We start from the raw sequence: 20,790 nt of genomic DNA, 5'->3' as shown, positions 1-20,790 counted from the left end.
AAGCAAAAATACTAAAATCATTTGGTTTCAGTCTTGCACAATTGACGGATAGTGAAAGTATTTCTCAACAATTGAAACATCAAAATCACATCTGATTGTGTACATTTATAAATCTAAAAAATAGCTAATGCAGTTCGCTCAAAAAAACAATACGATCCGCTGGATTATAATCTCATTTTCTTTCTTTATCACGGTTCTCATACTTTGGAATACCTATATTTTTTTTCAAATCTTTAAAAACGAAGAACGCACCAAAATGGAATTTTGGGCAGAAGCACAGAGAACATTATTGCAAGCAGATGTTTTTACAGATGTGGAGCTTCCGCTAAAAATAATTAGCCACAATACCACTCTTCCAATTATTTTGACCAATGAAAAAGATAGTATTATCAGCGGGGTCAATATTGATGAAAAAATATTAAAAGATCAAAAGCTTTCGCAAAATTTGCTCGAGTCACTCAAAAAAGAAAATGAACCAATAGCCTACGAATATGTTCCGGGAAGTTTTCAGTATCTATACTACGGAAATTCCTCTTTGCTGAATCAACTTAAATATTATCCGATCGCATTGTTATTGATAATTGTGCTGTTTGCAGCTTTGGTTTACAATTATTACACAAGCAATAGAATGTCTGCGCAAAATAAACTTTGGGCGGGAATGGCAAAGGAGACGGCGCATCAAATAGGTACGCCTTTGTCATCGCTTCTCGGCTGGATCGAAATTATGAAAGCCGACGATATTGACGAAACCATCGTTTCTGAAATCGAAATTGACATTAACAGACTTCAAACAATTGCCGATCGCTTTTCAAAAGTTGGATCTGCGCCAGTGCTTGAAAGAATTGATGTAGTTGAGGAAACTCAGAAATCTTTTGAATATCTTACTTCTAGGTTTTCGAAACAAGTCGTTTTTACTTTCAAAAGTTTGCCATCGCCGGTGATGATCGATTTGAACGCGGCACTACATAGCTGGACAATAGAAAATCTGGTGAAGAATGCTATCGATGCCATGAAAGGTCGAGGCGAAATTTCCGTTTTGATGGATGAAGACGCTAAATTTGTAAAAATTCTGGTCAGCGATACAGGAAAAGGAATTCCGAAGAATCAGTTCAAAAACATTTTCGAACCTGGTTTTACCACCAAAAAACGTGGTTGGGGATTAGGACTTTCGCTCACCAAGCGAATTGTCGAAGAATATCACAAAGGCCGAATCAAAGTATTAAAATCAGAAATTGGAAAAGGAACCACGATTCAGATAAGCTTTAAGAAAATATCATAAAAAAAACCTGCGATCGCTTTGTGCAATTGCAGGTTTTTAATTTTTATAGATCTCAGATTACATATTCGAAGCAATCTTCGCTGCGATTGCTTTAAATTCATCTGCTTCAAGTTTTACTTTCTTTTCAAAACGCATTTCATCCATATTGTTCAACGGAATCAAATGCACGTGCGTATGAGGCACTTCAAGACCCACAACCGCCATTCCTACTCTTTTGCAATCAATTGATTTTCCCAACGCGATTGCAACTTTACGTGAAAACTGCATCAATTCAAGATAAAGATCTTCGTCCATGTCAAAAATCTTATCAATCTCCTGCTTCGGAATACATAATGTATGTCCTTTAGCATTTGGATTTACATCCAGAAAAGCTAAGAATTTTGCCGTTTCTGCAACTTTGTAAGCGGGAATTTCGCCGTTGATTATTTTGGTAAAGACAGATGCCATAATACGAAAAATTTAATGATTATAAATTTAGTCTCTGGTGATTTCGATAATTTCGAATTTCAAAATTCCGTTTGGAACAGTAATTTCGGCAATATCTCCAACAGATTTCCCAAGCAAGCCTTTCCCGATTGGAGAAGTTACCGAGATTTTCCCTGTTTTAAGATCCGCTTCACTTTCTGCCACAAGCGTATATTTCATCTCCATTTTGTTGGCTTGATTTCTAATTTTTACATTAGATAATACTAACACTTTTGTAGTGTCAAGTTGTGACTCATCAATAAGACGTGCGTTTGCATTTATCTCCTCAAGTTTAGAAATTTTCATTTCTAATAATCCTTGCGCTTCTTTGGCTGCATCATATTCTGCATTCTCAGAAAGATCGCCTTTGTCACGTGCATCTGCAATGTCTTGTGACGCTTTTGGACGCATCACACTTTTTAAATGATCTAACTCTTCACGTAGTTTTTTTAGACCATCTGCGGTATAATAAGATATCGTACTCATAAATTTATTATTTATATAAAATAGAAAAAAATCCCATTTTCGAGGGGATTTCTTAGTTGCAAAGGTATACTTTCTTTTTAACTTTGCCGTTTATTACTTCTTTGTAAGTACCCCAAAGTTAAATAATTTAAGTTTCAAAACACTATATAAAACTATGAAAAAATTTATTCTCTTATTTGTCACTATCTGCCTAATTAGTGCCTGCGAAAAAGATAATTTCAACAACAGAAATCCTTACATCCCAAACTATGGTTTTTCTGAATCTATAAATATGAATCTGCCTTCATATAGTCAGTTGCAGTATCCGAGTAATGGGATTTACTATCCTAACGCCGGAGCGAGAGGAGTCATTATATTTAATACTGGAAGTGGCTATGTAGTATTTGATGCTGCTTGTCCAAATCAACCGATAAGCGATTGCTCGACCATGCTGATTAATGGTATCATGGCTGTGTGCTCTTGCGACGGTGCTGAGTACAGTTTATTTACTGGTCAGAGTCCTGGCAAAGAATATCCAATGAAACAGTACAGAGTGACTCAGAATGGAAACGTTTTGAATATTTTTAATTAAAACCTAATCAGTACAACGGCTATTCATTAAGCACTTATTAATTTTACATTGACAAATTTTTATAACAACAAAAAGCCCGATATCTCTATCGGGCTTTTCTAACTAAAATAAAAACTCAAAAATTAAAACCTCTTTAAAACTTTAAAGTAACTCCTACCAGAAAGTTGATTCCTGCTTGTGGATAATATCCAGCACCTTCAATGGTAGTAACAACATTTGGTTGAGAATAATCATCATCAAAAGTAAAGAAATAGCCGTTGGATTCGTATTGATAATCAAATACATTATTAACCAACGCATTAAATACGATCGATTTAAAAATTGATTTTGGGCTGTAAGTGTAGCTGATGGAAACATCACTCACCGCGTAAGCATCTAATTTCGACTGCTCGCTGTCAATATTCCCCATATATTGACTTCCAACAAATTTGGAAAGCAGACTTAAATTCAGATTCTTTGTTGGCATAAACGTAATTGCATTTCCCGCAATCACATTTGGAGAAAAGGCAATATTTGTATTTCCTAACTCCTGCAAAACACCATCTCTCACAAAAACAAAATCTTCGTTTTTATTCAAACTCACAGTTACATTTGGACGTACATAAAAATAATCACTAATCTTTAAAACCGCCTCTGCTTCTATTCCCATTCTATAACTATCACCACTATTTTCACGCACTGGCGCACCCACATCATTCAGCGCACCCGTAAGTACAAGCTGATCTTTGTACTTCATATAATAAGCATTCAAATTAATTTTGGCCGCCCTACCTTTGTATCTCCATCCTAGTTCAAAGTCATTTAGTTTTTCTGGACGCGGACTTCCATCTTCATAATCATTTCGATTAGGCTCACGGTTTGCTCTTGCGTAGGATAAATAAATACTGCTTTTGTTAGTTGGCAAATAGGTAATTCCAGCTTTTGGATTAAAGAAATCAAAAGTATCATCAACAATTCCCGTGTCGTCTCCGTCAGCCGAATAATGTGCTCTTCTATATTGCAAATCTCCGTACAAACGCCATTTTGCATTCAGCGCATAATCCACTTTTGCAAAAACATTTAGATCTTCTTTGTTGGCAAAATCCTCGTAAAACTGATAGTTGTAAGTTGGCAGTACAACATCTCTTGTCCAAAGTACATTTCCAGAATGCTTTCCTTCATATCTATTGTAACCTCCTCCAATAATTACTTCCAGATTTTCTTTGGCATAATTGGCAGAAAAAGTAGTCCCGTAAAAGTCATTATCAAGCCACTTTCGTCTTATTAAATCGGTCTTTTTAATTTCGACACCGTCAACAATTGCTGGGCTTAAGTTATAATTTGAAAGTTTCTGATTCTGCTTATAATTCTCATAATATCCTTTTCCCATTGTATAATGCAAAGCGACATTTGTAGTCCAGTAATCTGATAAAGCTTCACTCCAATGCAACTGAAAATGATCTTGATTGTAATTATCGGTTTCATTGTCATAAAAACGTAGCACATTATTATCATCAATATATTCGCCTGAAGTATTGTACGTACGGTCGTTTTTTAACTTTTCTGGATCTTCGAGACCATTCCACGCTTGATAAGTACGTTCTGCACCACCAAAAACTAGTGCTTTAATCAAGGTTGTATTTTTCACAAAAGTTCCCTGTAAGAAATATGATTTAAGTTCAGAAGTTGCCCGGTCTATAAATCCGTCCGAAGCAATATTCGAAACTCTTCCCGCAAGTTCAAAATGATCATTCATCAAGCCAGTGCTGAATTTCACCGTATGTTTTCTGGTATTAAAACTTCCAAACGAATTCGAAATCTCTGCGCTTGACTTTTCTGAATAAGCATCAGTGAGAAGGTTTAGGCTTGCGCCAAAAGCACCACTACCATTGGTCGATGTTCCAACGCCACGCTGCAATTGCAAACTTTCTACCGAAGAAGTAAAGTCGGGCATATTCACCCAAAAAGATCCGTGTGATTCCGAGTCATTATAGGGAATTCCGTTTATCGTAACATTCACACGCGTTGCATCAGATCCGCGCACCCGAATTCCCGTATAGCCAATTCCCGCTCCAGCATCTGAAGTCGTTACTACCGAAGGCATAAAGTTTAAAAGTATAGGAATATCCTGTCCAAGATTGCGAGATTCCAGCTCTTCCTTGGTGATATTGCTAAAGGTTACGGGCGTTTTGTCGGTAACACGAACTGCCGAAACAATTACTTCGTCTAGAAGTTCTGGTTTCTGCTTGATGGTGTCTTTGACTGATTCTTGAGAGTAGGCTTTCGCCGAAAGAAGAGCGACAAGAACGACGCTGCTAATTTTGAAAAGTGTTTTCATCCGCAAAATAGTTACGAATAAAAGGGGCAATTATTCTTTTTTTAAAAAATATAATTGATTGTTTTCAAAAGTTCTTTTTTTAATTTTTGATGCTGTTCGTAACATCGCAAATTCCTTTCAGAACTTTTTGGTTCCCTTGGCAGCATTACCTGCCCAGGTTCGTTGGGTATAATCTCAGCTTCTACTCTGCTTACGCAAAATTTAGGCACCCCTTTGAGACGCCGCAAAAGTACAGCAAAAAAGTAATGAAGCAAATAGAAAATTTTATTATTTCGAAATTGTTTTTTGAGGTGATGTAAGAATGTGCTTACTGAAAATTGATGCGACATTTTTACATTCGACCCCGCTGGGGTTCGTCATGGTGTGGCGCAGATTTTTTCTATAAAAATGAGACCCCGATGGGGTGAAAAAATTATTGATAACTAAATCCGTTCGTTCACATAACATAAAAATCAAATCGCCAAGGTGATCCCGTAGGGATTAAATGTTTATAGAAAATCATAGTCAATGTAGCACACGACCCTGTAGGGGTCGGACCTTTTACGTCACCAAATATTTATAATTTGGAAATATTATATGGGAGAACTTACATTCGACCCCGTTGGGGTCGTGATATTGCTGCGTAAATTTTTTCTATAAATATGTGACCCCGCTGGGGTCAAAAAATTTACAAAATATTCAATCGTATTTTAGTCATCCAATCCCGGTCTTTTTCTGCCTTTTTTGATTTCGGCGCGGCTGGATTTCAACTTTAATCGTTTGCGTACTGCCGACTTGGGAATTCGGGTGGCTTTTCTGATTTTGGCAACAGCCAAAGCATCTTGAAGAATTTTTAAAAATCTCTTCTGAACTAATTCTTTATTTCTAAATTGGCTTCTGTCCTCATCACAATTAAGGTTTAAAATTCCTTCGGTGGTCAATCGACTGCTGATTTTTTCGGAAACTCTAAACTTTTCTTCTTCATTTAAACCTTCGGAAGCTTGCAGATCAAAAGACAAGACAACTTTGGACGAAACTTTATTCACGTTCTGTCCTCCCGCTCCACTACTGCGAACGGCTTTGAATTTTAATTCGGAAAGTAATTTTTCTGCATCCATTTTATTGCTGATGTGCCGGTTTTAGTAAGTCGTTTACCGTTTTTACCGGCGAAAATGTTTCGATTGGAACTTCAACAAAAATGCTAATCCATTTTGCCATCGCACCATTCCACAATCCTGGATGTTCGTACGATCTGATTGGTTTCCCTTTCTTAGACTTTTCGACAATAAAGCCTGTATTATGATCTACGAAAGATAGCAAATCAAATTTATTTCCTTTAAAATCTTTTGTCGCACAGACAATATCAACTGGATTGAAGTGAGTGGATTTTGACAAGATTTTCGCTTGACGGCTGTTATGCATATTCACTTGCGCCATCTCCACAATTTGAAGAGAAGTTGTTCCATCAGGATTTTGAACCCAAAACGGACCGCCGCCAGCTTCACCTTCGTTTTTTACCATTCCGCAAACACGCAAAGGTCTATTTAAAACTTCAACCAAAAAATCATTTTGAACTTCTGGTTTCCATGATCTGAAATCTGCAGGAAGTTCGATTTTTAATTCGGTTTCTAGCATCAAAATAGCTGCTTCGAGTTGAGAATTTGATAAGTTTTTATTTTCGATTGCATTTAGAATAGTAAAAATTCTAGTTTGCCATTCGAGTAAAATTCCCGCTAAAACTTTCTTGTATTTCGAAATAATCTTGTGCTTATTATTTCGGACATTATCAATATTTTTTATAAAAATAAGATCTGCCGAAAGATCGTTTAGATTTTCGATTAACGCTCCGTGTCCTCCTGGTCTGAAGACGAGTTTTCCTTGCTCACAGCGGATAGGTTGGTTATATTTATCTACTGCAATCGTATCAGTTTTTCTTTTTTGATAACTGAAACTCGTATTGATTTGGATAGAATGTTCTTTCTCAATTGCCGATTTATTGTGGTGCAAAATTTCTTCAAACAACAAAGTATGTTCTTCTGAAATTGTGAAATGCACCTCCGCACTTTCGCCGTTTCCTACGCTGTAAGCAGCAGCTTCGTGCAAATGAACTTCGACCGGAGTCTGAATTTTATGATCTTTTATGTGAAAAGGTAATACTGCTTTTGGCTTTGCCGAAAAATTAAAATGTTCATTTTCAAAAAGAAAACGAATTAGTTGATAAAATTGTTCGTCTTCGGAAAGCAATAAATATTCGGAATTATGCTCTTGAAATTTCTGAATCACATTTTGGTAAAACGGGAATTTCTCTATTCCAGCCAAGAAAATTGAAAGATTTTTATCTTTCGTTCGATTGCAATACGCAGTAATTGTATCATTGGAAGGATCAAAATCATTCAGAAATTCTGATAGAAACTGAAACATTCTCGTCGCGGCTCCAGAAGCCGGGACAAATTTCATCAATTGAAGATCTGCTTTTTTATCTTCGAAAAGATTGATATATTGTTCAGATTTCTCCGCATTTAATGACAAGATACCATCAGAAAGCTGCGCTGCTCTTGACAACTTTATGGTAGAATCGTTATTCTGAAAAATATGTAGCTGACGGTTTATTTCTTCGACAGAAAGTCCGTGATTTTCAATAAAAGCAATATCCTCTTTAGAGAAAAGCTGTTTTCTTTTGGCGAAAGCCATAATTATTTCGTTGCCATTTTCGGCATATCTAGTGTTTTCTTCCATTCTATATAAGCCTGAACGGCCATAATTGTAAAAATCAAAAATTGTAGCGACAGAATTCCAAGTCCTCTATAAGCATAAAGCGGAATACTGATAATATCTGCTACAATCCAAAGTGTCCAGTTTTCAATCTTTTTCAGCGCCATAAAGTACATTGCCGTGAAAAAGATTCCAGATGTAAAAACATCAATATAATTCTCAACTTCAATCGCTTGCGCAAAAATGCGGTAAACGACAAAAATAACAACAATAGTCACAATAAATAGCATTAAGCCGATTAATTTTTCTCTTTTGGTAGTTCGCGATATGGGTAGAATGCCGTTATCAACTGTTGGTCGAGACCAAATATACCATCCGTAAATGCTCATTACAGAATAATAGAAGTTGACCACCATATCGCCAAAGTAACCTGCTCGATAAAGTAAGAAAACGGTGATACAAGTTGCTACTAGTCCAGTTGGATATACGAGAATATTTTCTTTTTTGGCATAATAAACGCTTGCGATTCCAAAAACAAAGGCAAGCATTTCCAAAGAAATTACAAACCAAGATGTGTCTTTGTAAGCATCGGTAAAAAATTCAATTAAATTCATTATTTATAGTAGTATTAAACCATCAAAAAAGTTTGGGTTATTTTCAAAAGCAGTTCCAATCACGATCAGATCTGCTCCAGCTTGATAAATTTTAAAAATATCTTGGTGAGATTTTATTCCGCCGCCCACGATTAACGGAACTGGAATTTTACTGGAAACATTTGAAACGATTGGTGCTGGAACATAAGAATTCGCGCCGCTTCCAGCTTCCAGATAAATTAATTTATTCCCTAATAGAACGCCGGCTTGCGCTGTGTGTACGATTAAATTTGGATTCGAAATCTCCATCGGTAGCGTATTGCTTACCGTTTCAACCGCAGTTTGCTTGCTGCCATCAATCAGCAAATATCCTGTAGAAATAATTTCCAACCCTGAATTTTCAAGTTTCGAAATTGCCGTTACTTGATGTCCAATTAGAAAATCTGGATTTCGACCGGAAATAAGTGACAGAAATAATATTGCATCGGCTTTATCTGATATCTGACAAGGATCTCCTGGAAACAGAATGATGGGTTGCGAGAGGCTTTTTCGCGTAAGCGCAATTATTTGATCTATCTGCGATTTGTGCATACTACTTCCGCCGATAAAAATGTGAGTAACGGCCGAAGATTTAATCTTTTGAACTTGAGATTCGAACGATTCTAATTCAATCTTATCTGGATCCAATAATACCGCCAATAACTTACGGTTTTCATTCTTTGCGACAAGAATTTCAGAATAGATATTATTATTTTTATCAAACAAAGTCTTTAAATTTTAGTTGAGCAGCATTATTTCTTTTTCGAAAGCGTACACTAGCATAAAATTCTGCACTTGTACGAAATGCATCTGAAAGGCCTGATTTATTCCTTGAAAGTGAAGGTGTGCGAGGCCATTTTGTGAAAGCATATCAAAAGGATCTACCTTAATGTGATTTCGAAAACTAATACCCGCTTCATTCCTTATTTTGAAAATACATTCCTTCACACCCCAAAGGGCAGTAAGTTTCTTGATATATTCTGGATCTTTCTTGTCTGGAAACTCAAAATTCTCTTCCATAAATCGCGGCGCAATCACCGCTATTTTCTCGCGTATTTTCTCCATGTCAATTCCCACCTGAACATCGCTCACCACGATTGCTGAAAAGTGATGCGAGTGCGTAATTGATATGTGCTTACCATCTGAAAGGTGTGGCTTGCCTAAATCGTCATAGGAAAGATCATTATCATTATATCCGGCTTCTTGCAAAAGCATTCGAACACTCAAAAACCCACGTCTATGTAAATCTGATTTCATGTCAGAAAGTCGGACTACCGACTTATCGGCGATTACAATACTATCAAATAAGTCAAGAGAAGTTTCTTCAATTCGCCATACATAAATAGTGGTGTGAATTGAATGATTTATAATTTTATATAAAGGCATAATTGTTTTTAGATTATTGATTATTAGAGTTCTTGAAAAAATTGCACCCTTAAATTACGCAAAAGATACGGAAGGAGAACAATCTTAAATAAATCTTATTCAGCACAATAACTAAAAAGAATTCCGTAAATTTGCACTCATTTTATATCACAAATATAACAAATTCATGAGTACAAAGACAACTACAATGCCTTTCGTGGCTTTCAAAGTAAAAGATATTTCTCTAGCAGCATGGGGAAGAAAAGAAATTGAACTTGCCGAAGCAGAAATGCCAGGCTTAATGGCACTTAGATCAGAATATAAAAACGAACAACCACTTAAAGGAGCTCGTATTGCAGGATGTCTGCACATGACGATTCAGACTGCTGTTCTTATCGAAACCCTTATTGCCCTTGGCGCAGAAGTTACTTGGTCGTCTTGTAATATATTTTCGACTCAAGATCAAGCAGCAGCAGCAATTGCAGCAGCTGGAATTCAAGTGTACGCTTGGAAAGGTCTTAACGAAGAAGATTTTGACTGGTGTATCGAGCAAACATTATTTTTTGGCGAAGACCGTCAACCTCTAAATATGATTCTTGATGATGGTGGAGATCTTACCAATATGGTTTTTGACCGTTATCCAGAACTTGTTGCAGGAATCAAAGGACTTTCTGAAGAAACTACCACTGGAGTTCACAGACTTTACGAAAGAGTAAAAGCTGGAACATTACCAATGCCAGCAATTAACGTAAATGACTCGGTTACAAAATCGAAATTTGACAATAAATACGGTTGTAAAGAAAGTGCTGTAGATGCGGTAAGACGTGCAACAGATATTATGCTTGCAGGAAAAAGAGTTGTAGTTTGTGGATACGGAGACGTAGGAAAAGGAACTGCAGCATCGTTTAAAGGAGCTGGATCGATAGTTACAGTAACTGAAATTGATCCAATTTGTGCGCTTCAAGCGGCAATGGACGGATTTGAAGTTAAGAAACTAAATACTGTTGTTGGAAATGCTGATATTATCATTACAACTACAGGAAATAAAGATATTGTTCAAGGATCTCACTTTGAGCAAATGAAAGACAAAGTGATCGTTTGTAATATTGGTCACTTTGACAACGAAATTGATATGGCTTGGTTAAACAAAAACCACGGTGCATCAAAAGACGAAATCAAGCCACAGGTTGACAAATATACGATCGACGGAAAAGATATTATCATTCTTGCCGAAGGCCGTTTAGTAAATCTAGGTTGTGCTACAGGACATCCTAGTTTTGTAATGAGTAACTCTTTTACAAATCAGACTTTAGCTCAAATTGAATTGTGGAAAAATTCTGCTAACTATAATAATGACGTATACATGTTGCCAAAGCACCTTGATGAGAAAGTTGCTGCTTTGCACCTTGCAAAATTAGGAGTTGAGCTTGAAACTTTGAGAGATGATCAAGCGGCTTATATAGGTGTTGACGTAAAAGGGCCATATAAACCAGAATACTACAGATACTAGTTTATCGATATATTTTTATTGGAAAAGCCTTTGCAATTGCAAAGGCTTTTTTTGCGCTCTCTTCTGTAAAAATTTACCCTAGTAGCATAAATTTAAAAAAAAATGAGATATTAAATAAACTGCTATTGCTAAGAAAAATACTTAATCAATTATAAATGGTCACCCTTTTCAAATGGAATTTCCATACTTAACAATGAGTAACATATTTATATAAATATGTAAGAAATTTAAACCACACTCCCTCTAAATTTGCTCTGTATCTGAATCCTGAGAAAAAGCATTAAGTTGCTATTGTATACAAAATAGCGTCTTTATTTTTTAACAGTAATTATTTACAGAATTTTAATACATTTGATATAAACCAATAAAAATCTATAATATTATGAGAAAATTAATTTATTCAATTGCAATCTTGGGATTACTTTTTACAACATCATGTAAAAAAGAAACAGTAAAAGAAACGACAATTGATTCTGATCCAATGGGAACGACTGTTACTACAACTACGACAACTGAGCAGAATTACGATCCACGACTAGAAAGTGCCGAATTAAAATTGAAAAACGCTGAACGCGAATTGCAAGAGGCAAAGGATCGAGGCGATGCTAAGGCCGAAGTGGCTGCACAAAAGGTGGCAGATGACGCTAAAATGGCATGGGAACGCACCAAAGCAAGTTTTGAAGAAGCAGGTCAAAAGACCAGTGACGCTATTGACCGTGCAGGTGAGAAATCCAAAGAAAATTATAATGAAGCTTTAGAGAAAGCTAAAATTAAATAAATTAGAAACCCTGCGAGAGCGGGGTTTTTTGGCTGACAATTGAAAGATTCAAAGATTAAAAGATTGAAAGATTTTAGAAATTTTAGAAATTCAACTATTCAAGAAACATGAGTCGATATGGTAACCGGAGGAATCCAAAGTATGGGCTTCTATTTCCAATTAACTTTTATCAGAATAAAATTGAAGTTGGTGAATGCAACTTTAATCAATCAACTGATTTGGATGATGCCGTTTTTGCAAAATTTCATTTTTTCTTGACACTTACTCGATAACAATTAGTTATTAGAATTCGGTTTTGCGAGAGGGATGGTCGTGCAAATCCTTTATTGTGGCTTTGCGGAGCAAATGCTAAAATAAAGATTGGGAACAGACAGCCCGACCTGAGCCACATGATTATTTGAAGTTTACCGAAAACGTTCTGGCGAAGGTCTCGCCCAAATAAAAATTTGAATTTAATTTGGGAAGTTGTTCCAAAAGCAAATCTCATTTTATTCCACAAAAAAAGCCCGCAAATTGCGGGCTTTTATATGTTATAATTCAAAGGAACTATGCTTCGAAAGGAAGGATAGATACGAATGATTTATTGTCTTTTTTCTTTTGGAACATAACAACTCCATCAACTCTTGCATGTAAAGTATGATCTTTACTAATGTAAACGTTTTCTCCTGGATTATGTTTTGAACCTCTTTGTCTTACGATGATGTTCCCAGCAATAGCAGCTTGTCCTCCGTAAATCTTAACGCCTAGACGTTTTGATTCTGATTCTCTACCATTCTTCGAACTACCGACACCTTTCTTGTGAGCCATGACGTATAATTTTTATTTGTTAATATTATTCTGCTTTTGCTTCAGCTTTAGCCTTTGGAGCTTTTTCCTCTACAGATTTCTCGCTTTTTGCAGCAGTTTTCTTAGCAGCAGCAAATGTAATACCCGAAATTTGAATCTGAGTCAAGTACTGACGGTGACCATTTTTCTTTTTGTATCCTTTTCTTCTCTTTTTCTTGAAAACAATTACCTTGTCTCCTTTTAAGTGCTGAAGTACTTTTGCTTCTACTGAAGCACCTTCTATAGCTGGGGCGCCTAAAGTGATTGTACCGTTATCGTCTAACAAAAGAACTTTTGCAAATGAAATTGCATCTCCTTCTTTGTCTGCTAGACGGTGAACGTAAACCTTTAAGTCTTTGCTTACTTTAAATTGTTGCCCTGCTATCTCTACGATTGCATACATACCAATGATGTTTAAGTTATTATAAAATGGCTGCAAATATACAAATTAATATTATGCATACAATAGCGATCAAAAAATAAAATTTATTTTTCTTGTTTTTTTACATCTTAATAGTCTAAAAGTCAAAGTTCAATTATTAATTAAACTAAAAAAAGTACATTTGTTGTAACAAACTACTTAAATGTAGACTTATTATACCAAACACTTAATTATTAACTTTTATGAAAAATTCATTAATGGCTTTAACTGCTGTGCTTGCACTAAGTGCTACTGCATCTGCTCAGAAAGTAGCTTTTGAGGAATATGACTTAGACAATGGCATGCACGTAATTTTGCATAATGATCCATCTGCTCCGGTTGTAATCACATCTGTAATGTACCATGTAGGTGCAAAAGACGAAAACCCAGAACGCACAGGGTTTGCACACTTTTTTGAGCACTTATTATTTGAAGGTACCAAAAATATCGGTCGTGGCGAATGGTTTAAAATTGTAACTTCTAATGGTGGCGTTAACAACGCCAACACTACCGAAGATAGAACCTATTACTACGAAGTTTTTCCTTCCAACAATCTTGAACTAGGCTTGTGGATGGAGTCTGAGAGACTAATGCATCCTGTTATCAATCAAATTGGTGTTAATACCCAAAATGAAGTTGTAAAAGAAGAGAAAAGACTTCGTTACGATAACAGTCCTTACGGCGAATTGATTCCTGCTGTAAAAAGACAAATGTTTAAAAACCACCCATACCGTTGGACAACAATCGGATCTATGGATCACTTAGATGCCGCAACTCTTGAAGAATTTCAAGCATTTAATAAAAAATTCTATGTACCTAATAATGCTGTACTAGTGGTTGCTGGCGACCTCAACAATATTCCGAAAACTAAAGAATGGATTCAGAAATATTTTGGACCTATCAAGAGAGGTGCAGATATTAAAAGAGAAACTTTTGTAGAAGCACCAATTACCAAAACTATTCATGCTACGCACGAGGACAACAACATTCAAATTCCAATGTTGGTAAATTCGTACCGAACGCCTTCGATGAAGACGCGTGATGCTAGAGTTTTAGATATGGTATCTTCTTATCTGAGCGATGGGAAAAGTTCTAAACTTTACAAAAAAATCGTTGACGAAAAGAAAATGGCTCTTCAAATTGGTGCCTTTATGTACGGACAAGAAGATTACGGGACATATATCGTATATGGACTTCCTCAATCTCCATTTACAGCCGAAGATCTTCAGAAAGAAATTGACACCGAAATCGTAAAACTACAGACAGACTTAATTTCTGAAAGAGATTTGCAAATGCTTAAAAACAAATTTGACAATCAATTTGTGCAAGCAAATGCTTCTGTAGAAGGAGTTGCAGATAATTTAGCGACTTATTATATGTTGTATGGAGATGTAAATCTTATTAATACAGAAGTTGATATGTATCATTCAATAACTAGAGAAGAGATTCGTGAGGCAGCAAAAAAATATCTAAATCCTAATCAGAGATTGATATTAAATTATGTTCCTGCGAAAGATAAAGCTCAAAACTAAGATTTAAAAGTCATGAAAAAAATAATAATAGTATTCTCAAGCCTGTTTTTAACCTTAATTATGCAAGCACAAGACAGACCGATGCCCACTCCGGGTCCATCTCCTACTATCAATATCAAAAAGCCTCAAACTTTTAGTTTGCCAAATGGTTTAAAGGTAATGGTCGTAGAAAATCATAAACTTCCAAGAGTGGTTTACAACCTTACTATAGATACTGCGCCGTATGCCGAAGGATCAAAAAAAGGAGTTTCTGAACTTACTGGAAGCATAATGGGTAGCGGCTCAAAAAGTATCACAAAAGATGCTTTCAATGAAGAAGTAGATTTTTTAGGTGCTGATATCAATTTTAGTATTAACGGCGCAAGTGCAAGTGGGCTTTCTAGATATTCTAAAAGAATTCTGGAATTAATGGCCGAAGGAGCACTTTACACCGAATTTACTCAAGAAGAATTAGATAAATCTAAAGCCAAATTTATCGAAGGATTGAAATCTCAAGAAAAAAGTGTTCCGGCAGTATCTTCTAGAGTGACAGATGTATTGGCCTTTGGAAAAAATCATCCGTATGGTGAATATGTAAGCGAAGAGACATTATCAAATGTATCTCTTGCCGATGTTAAGAAATTTTATTCTGAATATTTTGTACCAGGAAACGCGTACCTGATTGTAGTTGGAGATGTAAAATTCAAAGACACCAAAAAGATGGTCGAAAAACTGTTTGGATCTTGGAGAAAAGCTGAAGCACCAAACCAATCTTACGCTGATCCATTAAACGTTCAATATACTCAAATCAACTTAGTTGACATGCCTAATGCAGTTCAGTCTGAAATTGGTCTTGTGAATACTGTAAAACTTGAAATGAATAGCAAAGATTACTTTCCAGTTCTTGTTGCAAATCAAGTTTTAGGAGGCGATTTTAATAGTTACCTAAACATGAATCTTCGTGAAGCTCACGGTTGGACTTATGGTGCACGTTCTGCAATTGGCGGAAGCCGCTATGTGGGCAAATTTAGATCTTCATCTCAAGTTCGAAACGCCGTAACAGATAGTGCAGTGGTTGAATTTGTAAAAGAATTAAAAAGAATTCGTACAGATAAGGTAGATCCGGAAACATTAAAAAGTGTGAAAGCTGGATATATCGGACGTTTTGTAATGCAAATCGAAAAGCCACAAACTGTTGCGCGCTATGCATTGAATATCGAAACAGAAAATCTTCCTGCAGATTTTTACGAAAACTACATTAAAAACATCAATGCCGTAACCGCAGAAGATGTAATGAGAGTTGCAAACAAATATTTCTTAACTGATAACACAAGAATTGTAGTAGTTGGTAAAGCTTCTGAAATTGGACCTGGTTTAGAAAAATTAAAGATTCCAATGTTCTACTTTGACAAATACGGTAATCCAATTGACAAGCCAGTTAGCAAAAAGGAAGTTCCTACTGGCGTAACTGCAAAGACTGTGGTAGACAATTATATCAAAGCAATTGGAGGAGAAAAAGCACTGAAAGCTGTAAAATCTCTAACGATAGTGGCTTCAGGAACTGTGCAAGGAACGCCACTTGAATTGATCACCAAAACTACAGCTACCAACAAGCAAATGGTAGAAATGAAAGCGATGGGAATGACGATGATGAAACAAGTTGTGAACGAGAAGGGTGCTTACTCAGAACAGCAAGGACAGCGCAGAGATCTTAGTGCCGAAGAATTTGCGGAGAAAAAAGCTGGCACTACTATCTTTCAAGAACTTGCTCCTGCTATCAATTCGGCCAAATTAACAGGCATCGAGATGATGGACGGAAAAGATGTTTACGTTCTTGTTGACGGTAAAACTACTCGCTATTATGATGTAACAACTGGACTTAAAGTTGCAGAATCTCAAACTATCGAGCAAGGAACTCAAAAGATGACTCAGACAACTTCCTATGATGATTATAGAAAGGTTAAAGACATCAAAATTCCTTACAAAATGTCTATGAATGTTGGTATTGATATCGAACTAAATGTTACTGACGTTAAAATTAACGAAGGTGTTACAGATGCGGATTTCAAATAAGAAAACTGTTCTTACCTAAATAAAAAGCCCCGTCATTATTGCAATGACGGGGCTTTATTTTTTATTGATAATTATTTCTTTCCCGCTAGATAAACTCCAATAAGAATAATAAAAGCTCCTACAAACTGAGTTGGCGTAAAGAGTTCACCATCAAGCATTCCCCAGAAAAATGCCACCACTGGAATAAGATAAGTCACTGAAGTTGCAAATACCGGAGAGGTGGTCTGAATTAATTTGAAAAATATCAAATTTGCCATTCCTGTACCTATTATTCCTAAAATCACAATATACATAACAGATGTCTGTACAACTTCTTGATTGGCAACTTGAAAGAAACCTGAAAGAGATAATACTATTGTTGCAGGCAGTAGCAAGGTCAAAAAATTTCCGGTGCAGATGGTTAGCGGATGCATATCTGACAAATACTTTTTAATAAAATTGACATTTAAAGCATACCCGATAGAGGCTACAACTACTAGCAATGCATAGTAATAATTTTGCTCGGGATGATTCATTGCACCATTCAAAATCAATAATAGTGTTCCACCAAGTCCAATTACTACTCCTATTATTTGCGCTCTAGTAAAAGAAAGTCCAAATGCCGCAGCACCCAGTATCAAGGTTGCCAAGGGCGTTGTTGCGTTAAGAACCGCACTTACCGAGCTATCAATTTCGGTTTGAGCTAATGCAAATAAATAAACTGGCATAAATGTTCCGCAGAAAGCTGTTAAGGCAAGAAATTTCCATTTTCCTTGTGGAATCTTTGGTAAATTTTTATATCCAATGGCCAGTAAAAACAGGCCTGCAAATATAATTCGCAGTGATCCTAACTGCAACGGATTCAATCCTAACAATCCTTTTTTCATCAGGATAAACGAACTTCCCCATATTAATGAGAGAATTACAAGTTGAATCCACTTGGCGTGTTTCTGTTCCATTTTTAACGGCTTTTTAGAGAGCGCAAAATTGTAATAATTTTATGAGACATCGATACTTTATTTAGTATTTTTGTTTGACATTTCAACTTAAGACAATTTTATCCATAATTAATAATTTATCAAAATGACAATTACAAAAACTTTATTTTCATTAGCAGTAGCAGGACTCCTTTTTGTAGGCTGTAAAGACGCAGCTACATCTAATGAAGCTGGAATAATTACAGATACAGAAGCAACAACAGAAACGCCTTTAGTAGCAAGCGGAAAAATCGAAACAGCAAACTTTGACATCTCGGGCATGACTTGCGCAATGGGTTGTGCAAAAACTATTGAAGAAAACCTTAGCAAGCTAGACGGAGTGCAAAAAGCCACCGTTGACTTTGACACAAAAACAGCAACAGTAGAGTATGACAACGGAAAACAATCTCCAGAAAAATTGATTCAAGTTGTTGAGAAATCTGCAGATGGAAAAACTTACAAAGTAGAAAACGTAAAGTCTTCGGGTGATAAAGCAGCATTTTTTCCTCAAGAAAAAGCAAAAGCTAAAAAAACTAAATCTAAAAAAGGATGTTCAGACGATGGAAAAAAAGAATGCTGCTCTTCTAAAAAAGAAAACAAAGCATAATTTTAATATCTGATTTTATAAACAAAATGCCCCAAGTTTCAGCACTTGGGGCATTTTTTGTTAGAATAGATCTCCTCGATTATTTCCACTTCATGGTTTCCATGATCATTCTCATATCATTTTTTATGTAGTCTGCGGCGGGCATTATAGAGTCATAATTTGGCTTTGCATAAAAATATACAGATCCCGTTACAAAATGTTTTACACTGTCTGTTACATAAAATTGGGCATTTGTCGCGGCATTTCCTTGCACTTGATAGAACATTCCGTAAACTTTACTATCTCTATTAATATAAGGTTGCTCTACGATATCATCTGCCTTAATTACATGCTCATACGTAAGTTTCTGCGCGTCTTGTAAATGCGATTTAATATTTCCGTTCACATCTTTATAGGTCAAAAAAATGGTGGCTTTCATCTTTGGATAATCAATGGTGAAATTGCAACTGCCTTTTCCCTTGATTATAGCATCATCATTAATTTCAAAACTATAAGGACATTCATTTTCAAATCGAACAAAATCGGCCTCTACATAATCAAGTCGCAATTCAGCCGAAGGTTTTGGTGTAACATCCTCCTTGCAGCCTATTAGCGCAAGCGGAAGGAAAATATATAAAAAACGTTTAATCATTATAAGTACTTCTTTTATTTAAAATTAAAATGGCAAGTCATTAATTGGTCGTGCGGGAGTTTCAGTACTTTGAGGAATCTCTTCCGACTGTAGCGCTGCACTCTTCTGAGCATCCAAATTTTTCTTAGTAGAGAGAAAGGTAAACTCAGTAACAATTATTTCAACCGTATTTTTCTGTGTTCCATCTTCAGTTTGCCATTGTCTAGATCGCAACCGGCCTTCAACATAAATTTTATCTCCCTTGGTCAGGTATTTTTCGCAAACTTCGGCAGCTTTATTCCGCACAACAAGATTGTGCCATTCGGTAGTATTAATTTTCTCTCCATTTGATTTATTAATATAAACCTCGTTAGTAGCCAACGAAAATCGGCCTATACAGTTTCCACCGTCAAAATAGTGCATCTTTACATCCTCACCTAAGTGTCCAATTAGCATCACTTTATTAAGAGTTCCATTCATTCTAAATAATCAATTTGGGTTCAATTTCAAAGATACAGTTTTTGAGTTTACTCCTAATAAAAGCAGGTAGTTAAACTTTGCTGCAAATTCCGAGTGTAGAGATTTTTAAAAATTTTTTGGCTTTCGCCGAAAGAATTCAGGTTACAACAATATAAAGTAGTCACATACTACACTAGTGCTTTCTCAATAAAATTATGAATCACAATCGGCACCGGAAGAAGTTTTAGCTTTTCAACCGAAATACCTTCTTGCAAATTTCCTTCTACAGATACTTTCCAAAACTTTATATGCAAATGCTGATGCGACAACTTATGAATAATATCACATTCGAAATCCTCCACTGCTACAACCTCGTTGTCGTTAAAATATTCTGTTTCCAATTTTTCCGAAACCATATTTAAAGGCGCAATAGTCTCCGTTTCCAAAAGCGGAAAATCATATAAGTTTTGCCAAATTCCCTTCTCTACTCGCTTCTCTATTTGCGTATTTCCATCGCTATCTTCGGCAACAAGATAATTAAAGTGTCTAATTCTAGCTTTTGCTTTCTTAGACTTTACTGGCAACTGTGTCACCTTATTAAATTTTAAGGCAAGACAAGAATCATTAAAAACACAAACGCTACAATCAGGGTTTTGAGGCACACATTGCAAAGCGCCAAATTCCATAATAGCCTGATTGAAGGTTGCAGCATCATTCTCTGGAAGCAATTGTGCCGCCAAAGCTGCAAATTCCTTTTTAGCTGCAGGTCGCGCAATGTCTGTTTCGATATCAAAATACCTAGCAAGAACCCGGAACACATTTCCATCCACTACCGGCACAGGTTCATTATAACAAAAGGAAGCTATTGCAGCCGCTGTATATTCGCCAACGCCTTTCAGTTTTAATAAATCTTTAAAATTATCTGGAAAAACACAATCCAATTCAGACGAAATGTATCGTGCAGTAGTGTGCAAATTTCTCGCACGAGAGTAGTATCCAAGTCCTTGCCAAAGCTTCAAAACGACTTCTTCATCGGCTCTAGCCAAATCATTTACGGTTGGAAAATGCTCTTTGAACGACAAAAAATATGACAAACCTTGCGCTACTCGCGTCTGTTGAAGCATAATTTCTGAAAGCCAAATACTATAAGGATCGATAGTCTCGCGCCATGGTAAACTGCGCTTATTTTGTAAATACCACTTAATAAGTCTGTTAGAAAAAATCATTGTAAAAT

Annotated in this window: 21 protein-coding genes; 7 read left to right on the top strand and 14 right to left on the bottom strand. The window is 36.0% G+C overall.

The features are described 5' to 3' along the window. Positions 1–127: 127 nt before the first annotated feature. A complete protein-coding gene (locus SBO79_RS04820) occupies positions 128–1,279 on the top strand; it encodes a sensor histidine kinase (protein ID WP_318642473.1) in 1,152 nt (383 codons plus the stop codon). Positions 1,280–1,336: 57 nt separating this feature from the next. Here SBO79_RS04820 and SBO79_RS04815 read toward each other — a convergent pair whose 3' ends face one another. Next, a complete protein-coding gene (locus SBO79_RS04815; RefSeq protein WP_318642471.1) occupies positions 1,337–1,726 on the bottom strand; it encodes an HIT family protein in 390 nt (129 codons plus the stop codon). Between the two features lie 27 nt (positions 1,727–1,753). Next, positions 1,754–2,230 carry a transcription elongation factor GreA gene (greA, locus tag SBO79_RS04810; RefSeq protein ID WP_318642469.1) on the bottom strand — a complete coding sequence of 159 codons (477 nt, stop codon included), beginning with the start codon at positions 2,228–2,230 and terminating at the stop codon, positions 1,754–1,756. Positions 2,231–2,384: 154 nt separating this feature from the next. Here greA and SBO79_RS04805 point away from each other — a divergent pair, with 154 nt between their 5' ends. Further along, on the top strand, positions 2,385–2,801 hold the full coding sequence (locus tag SBO79_RS04805) for a Rieske (2Fe-2S) protein (protein WP_318642467.1): 417 nt from the start codon (positions 2,385–2,387) through the stop codon (positions 2,799–2,801). 133 nt (positions 2,802–2,934) lie between these two features. On the opposite strand, the gene SBO79_RS04800 is transcribed toward SBO79_RS04805, so the two are convergent. From SBO79_RS04800 to SBO79_RS04775, 6 genes are all read right to left on the bottom strand, one after another. Beyond that, entirely contained in the window at positions 2,935–5,118 is a 2,184-nt protein-coding gene (locus tag SBO79_RS04800; RefSeq protein WP_318642465.1) for a TonB-dependent receptor, read from the bottom strand. A gap of 689 nt (positions 5,119–5,807) precedes the next feature. Further along, the gene (gene arfB, locus SBO79_RS04795) at positions 5,808–6,215 is read right to left on the bottom strand and encodes an alternative ribosome rescue aminoacyl-tRNA hydrolase ArfB (protein WP_318642463.1); all 408 of its coding nucleotides are present in this window, start codon (positions 6,213–6,215) and stop codon (positions 5,808–5,810) included. A gap of 1 nt (position 6,216) precedes the next feature. Beyond that, entirely contained in the window at positions 6,217–7,833 is a 1,617-nt protein-coding gene (locus tag SBO79_RS04790; RefSeq protein ID WP_318642461.1) for a DUF4301 family protein, read from the bottom strand. Beyond that, on the bottom strand, positions 7,791–8,423 hold the full coding sequence (gene pnuC, locus SBO79_RS04785) for a nicotinamide riboside transporter PnuC (protein ID WP_318642459.1): 633 nt from the start codon (positions 8,421–8,423) through the stop codon (positions 7,791–7,793). Before pnuC ends, SBO79_RS04790 begins: the two co-directional genes overlap by 43 nt. A gap of 3 nt (positions 8,424–8,426) precedes the next feature. After that, positions 8,427–9,167 (bottom strand): geranylgeranylglyceryl/heptaprenylglyceryl phosphate synthase, encoded by a 741-nt coding sequence (locus tag SBO79_RS04780; protein ID WP_318642457.1) that lies wholly within the window; start codon positions 9,165–9,167, stop codon positions 8,427–8,429. 12 nt (positions 9,168–9,179) lie between these two features. After that, on the bottom strand, positions 9,180–9,827 hold the full coding sequence (locus tag SBO79_RS04775) for a 4'-phosphopantetheinyl transferase family protein (protein ID WP_318642455.1): 648 nt from the start codon (positions 9,825–9,827) through the stop codon (positions 9,180–9,182). 166 nt (positions 9,828–9,993) lie between these two features. On the opposite strand from SBO79_RS04775, the gene ahcY reads away from it, so the two are divergent. Together ahcY and SBO79_RS04765 are read left to right on the top strand one after the other, a co-directional pair. After that, complete coding sequence (gene ahcY / locus SBO79_RS04770) at positions 9,994–11,316, top strand: adenosylhomocysteinase (RefSeq protein ID WP_318642453.1); 1,323 nt, start codon at positions 9,994–9,996, stop codon at positions 11,314–11,316. 382 nt (positions 11,317–11,698) lie between these two features. Continuing rightward, complete coding sequence (locus tag SBO79_RS04765) at positions 11,699–12,094, top strand: hypothetical protein (protein WP_318642451.1); 396 nt, start codon at positions 11,699–11,701, stop codon at positions 12,092–12,094. A 546-nt stretch (positions 12,095–12,640) separates the two neighbouring features. Here SBO79_RS04765 and rpmA read toward each other — a convergent pair. Then, entirely contained in the window at positions 12,641–12,901 is a 261-nt protein-coding gene (rpmA, locus tag SBO79_RS04760; protein WP_318642450.1) for a 50S ribosomal protein L27, read from the bottom strand. Between the two features lie 25 nt (positions 12,902–12,926). Then, positions 12,927–13,322, bottom strand: coding sequence for a 50S ribosomal protein L21 (gene rplU, locus SBO79_RS04755; protein ID WP_318642448.1), 396 nt, complete (start codon positions 13,320–13,322; stop codon positions 12,927–12,929). 221 nt (positions 13,323–13,543) lie between these two features. On the opposite strand from rplU, the gene SBO79_RS04750 reads away from it, so the two are divergent. Together SBO79_RS04750 and SBO79_RS04745 are read left to right on the top strand one after the other, a co-directional pair. Then, on the top strand, positions 13,544–14,872 hold the full coding sequence (locus SBO79_RS04750; RefSeq protein WP_318642446.1) for a M16 family metallopeptidase: 1,329 nt from the start codon (positions 13,544–13,546) through the stop codon (positions 14,870–14,872). A 12-nt stretch (positions 14,873–14,884) separates the two neighbouring features. Continuing rightward, the gene (locus tag SBO79_RS04745) at positions 14,885–16,924 is read left to right on the top strand and encodes a M16 family metallopeptidase (RefSeq protein ID WP_318642444.1); all 2,040 of its coding nucleotides are present in this window, start codon (positions 14,885–14,887) and stop codon (positions 16,922–16,924) included. Between the two features lie 71 nt (positions 16,925–16,995). Here the strand turns inward: SBO79_RS04745 and SBO79_RS04740 are convergent, their stop codons facing one another. Further along, positions 16,996–17,862 carry a DMT family transporter gene (locus SBO79_RS04740; protein ID WP_318642442.1) on the bottom strand — a complete coding sequence of 289 codons (867 nt, stop codon included), beginning with the start codon at positions 17,860–17,862 and terminating at the stop codon, positions 16,996–16,998. A 124-nt stretch (positions 17,863–17,986) separates the two neighbouring features. Here SBO79_RS04740 and SBO79_RS04735 point away from each other — a divergent pair, with 124 nt between their 5' ends. Further along, complete coding sequence (locus SBO79_RS04735) at positions 17,987–18,487, top strand: heavy-metal-associated domain-containing protein (RefSeq protein ID WP_318642440.1); 501 nt, start codon at positions 17,987–17,989, stop codon at positions 18,485–18,487. A 79-nt stretch (positions 18,488–18,566) separates the two neighbouring features. On the opposite strand, the gene gldD is transcribed toward SBO79_RS04735, so the two are convergent. From gldD to mutY, 3 genes are all read right to left on the bottom strand, one after another. Next, positions 18,567–19,118 carry a gliding motility lipoprotein GldD gene (gldD, locus tag SBO79_RS04730; RefSeq protein ID WP_318642439.1) on the bottom strand — a complete coding sequence of 184 codons (552 nt, stop codon included), beginning with the start codon at positions 19,116–19,118 and terminating at the stop codon, positions 18,567–18,569. 24 nt (positions 19,119–19,142) lie between these two features. Continuing rightward, positions 19,143–19,577, bottom strand: coding sequence for a single-stranded DNA-binding protein (locus SBO79_RS04725; protein WP_318642437.1), 435 nt, complete (start codon positions 19,575–19,577; stop codon positions 19,143–19,145). 167 nt (positions 19,578–19,744) lie between these two features. Continuing rightward, on the bottom strand, positions 19,745–20,782 hold the full coding sequence (mutY, locus tag SBO79_RS04720; protein WP_318642435.1) for an A/G-specific adenine glycosylase: 1,038 nt from the start codon (positions 20,780–20,782) through the stop codon (positions 19,745–19,747). Positions 20,783–20,790: the final 8 nt, after the last annotated feature.

Source organism: Flavobacterium ardleyense (assembly GCF_033547075.1).
GTDB classification, from domain to species: domain Bacteria; phylum Bacteroidota; class Bacteroidia; order Flavobacteriales; family Flavobacteriaceae; genus Flavobacterium; species Flavobacterium ardleyense_A.
Note: the sequence above shows the minus strand (reverse complement) of the source record. Positions and strands in the feature narration are given on the sequence as shown.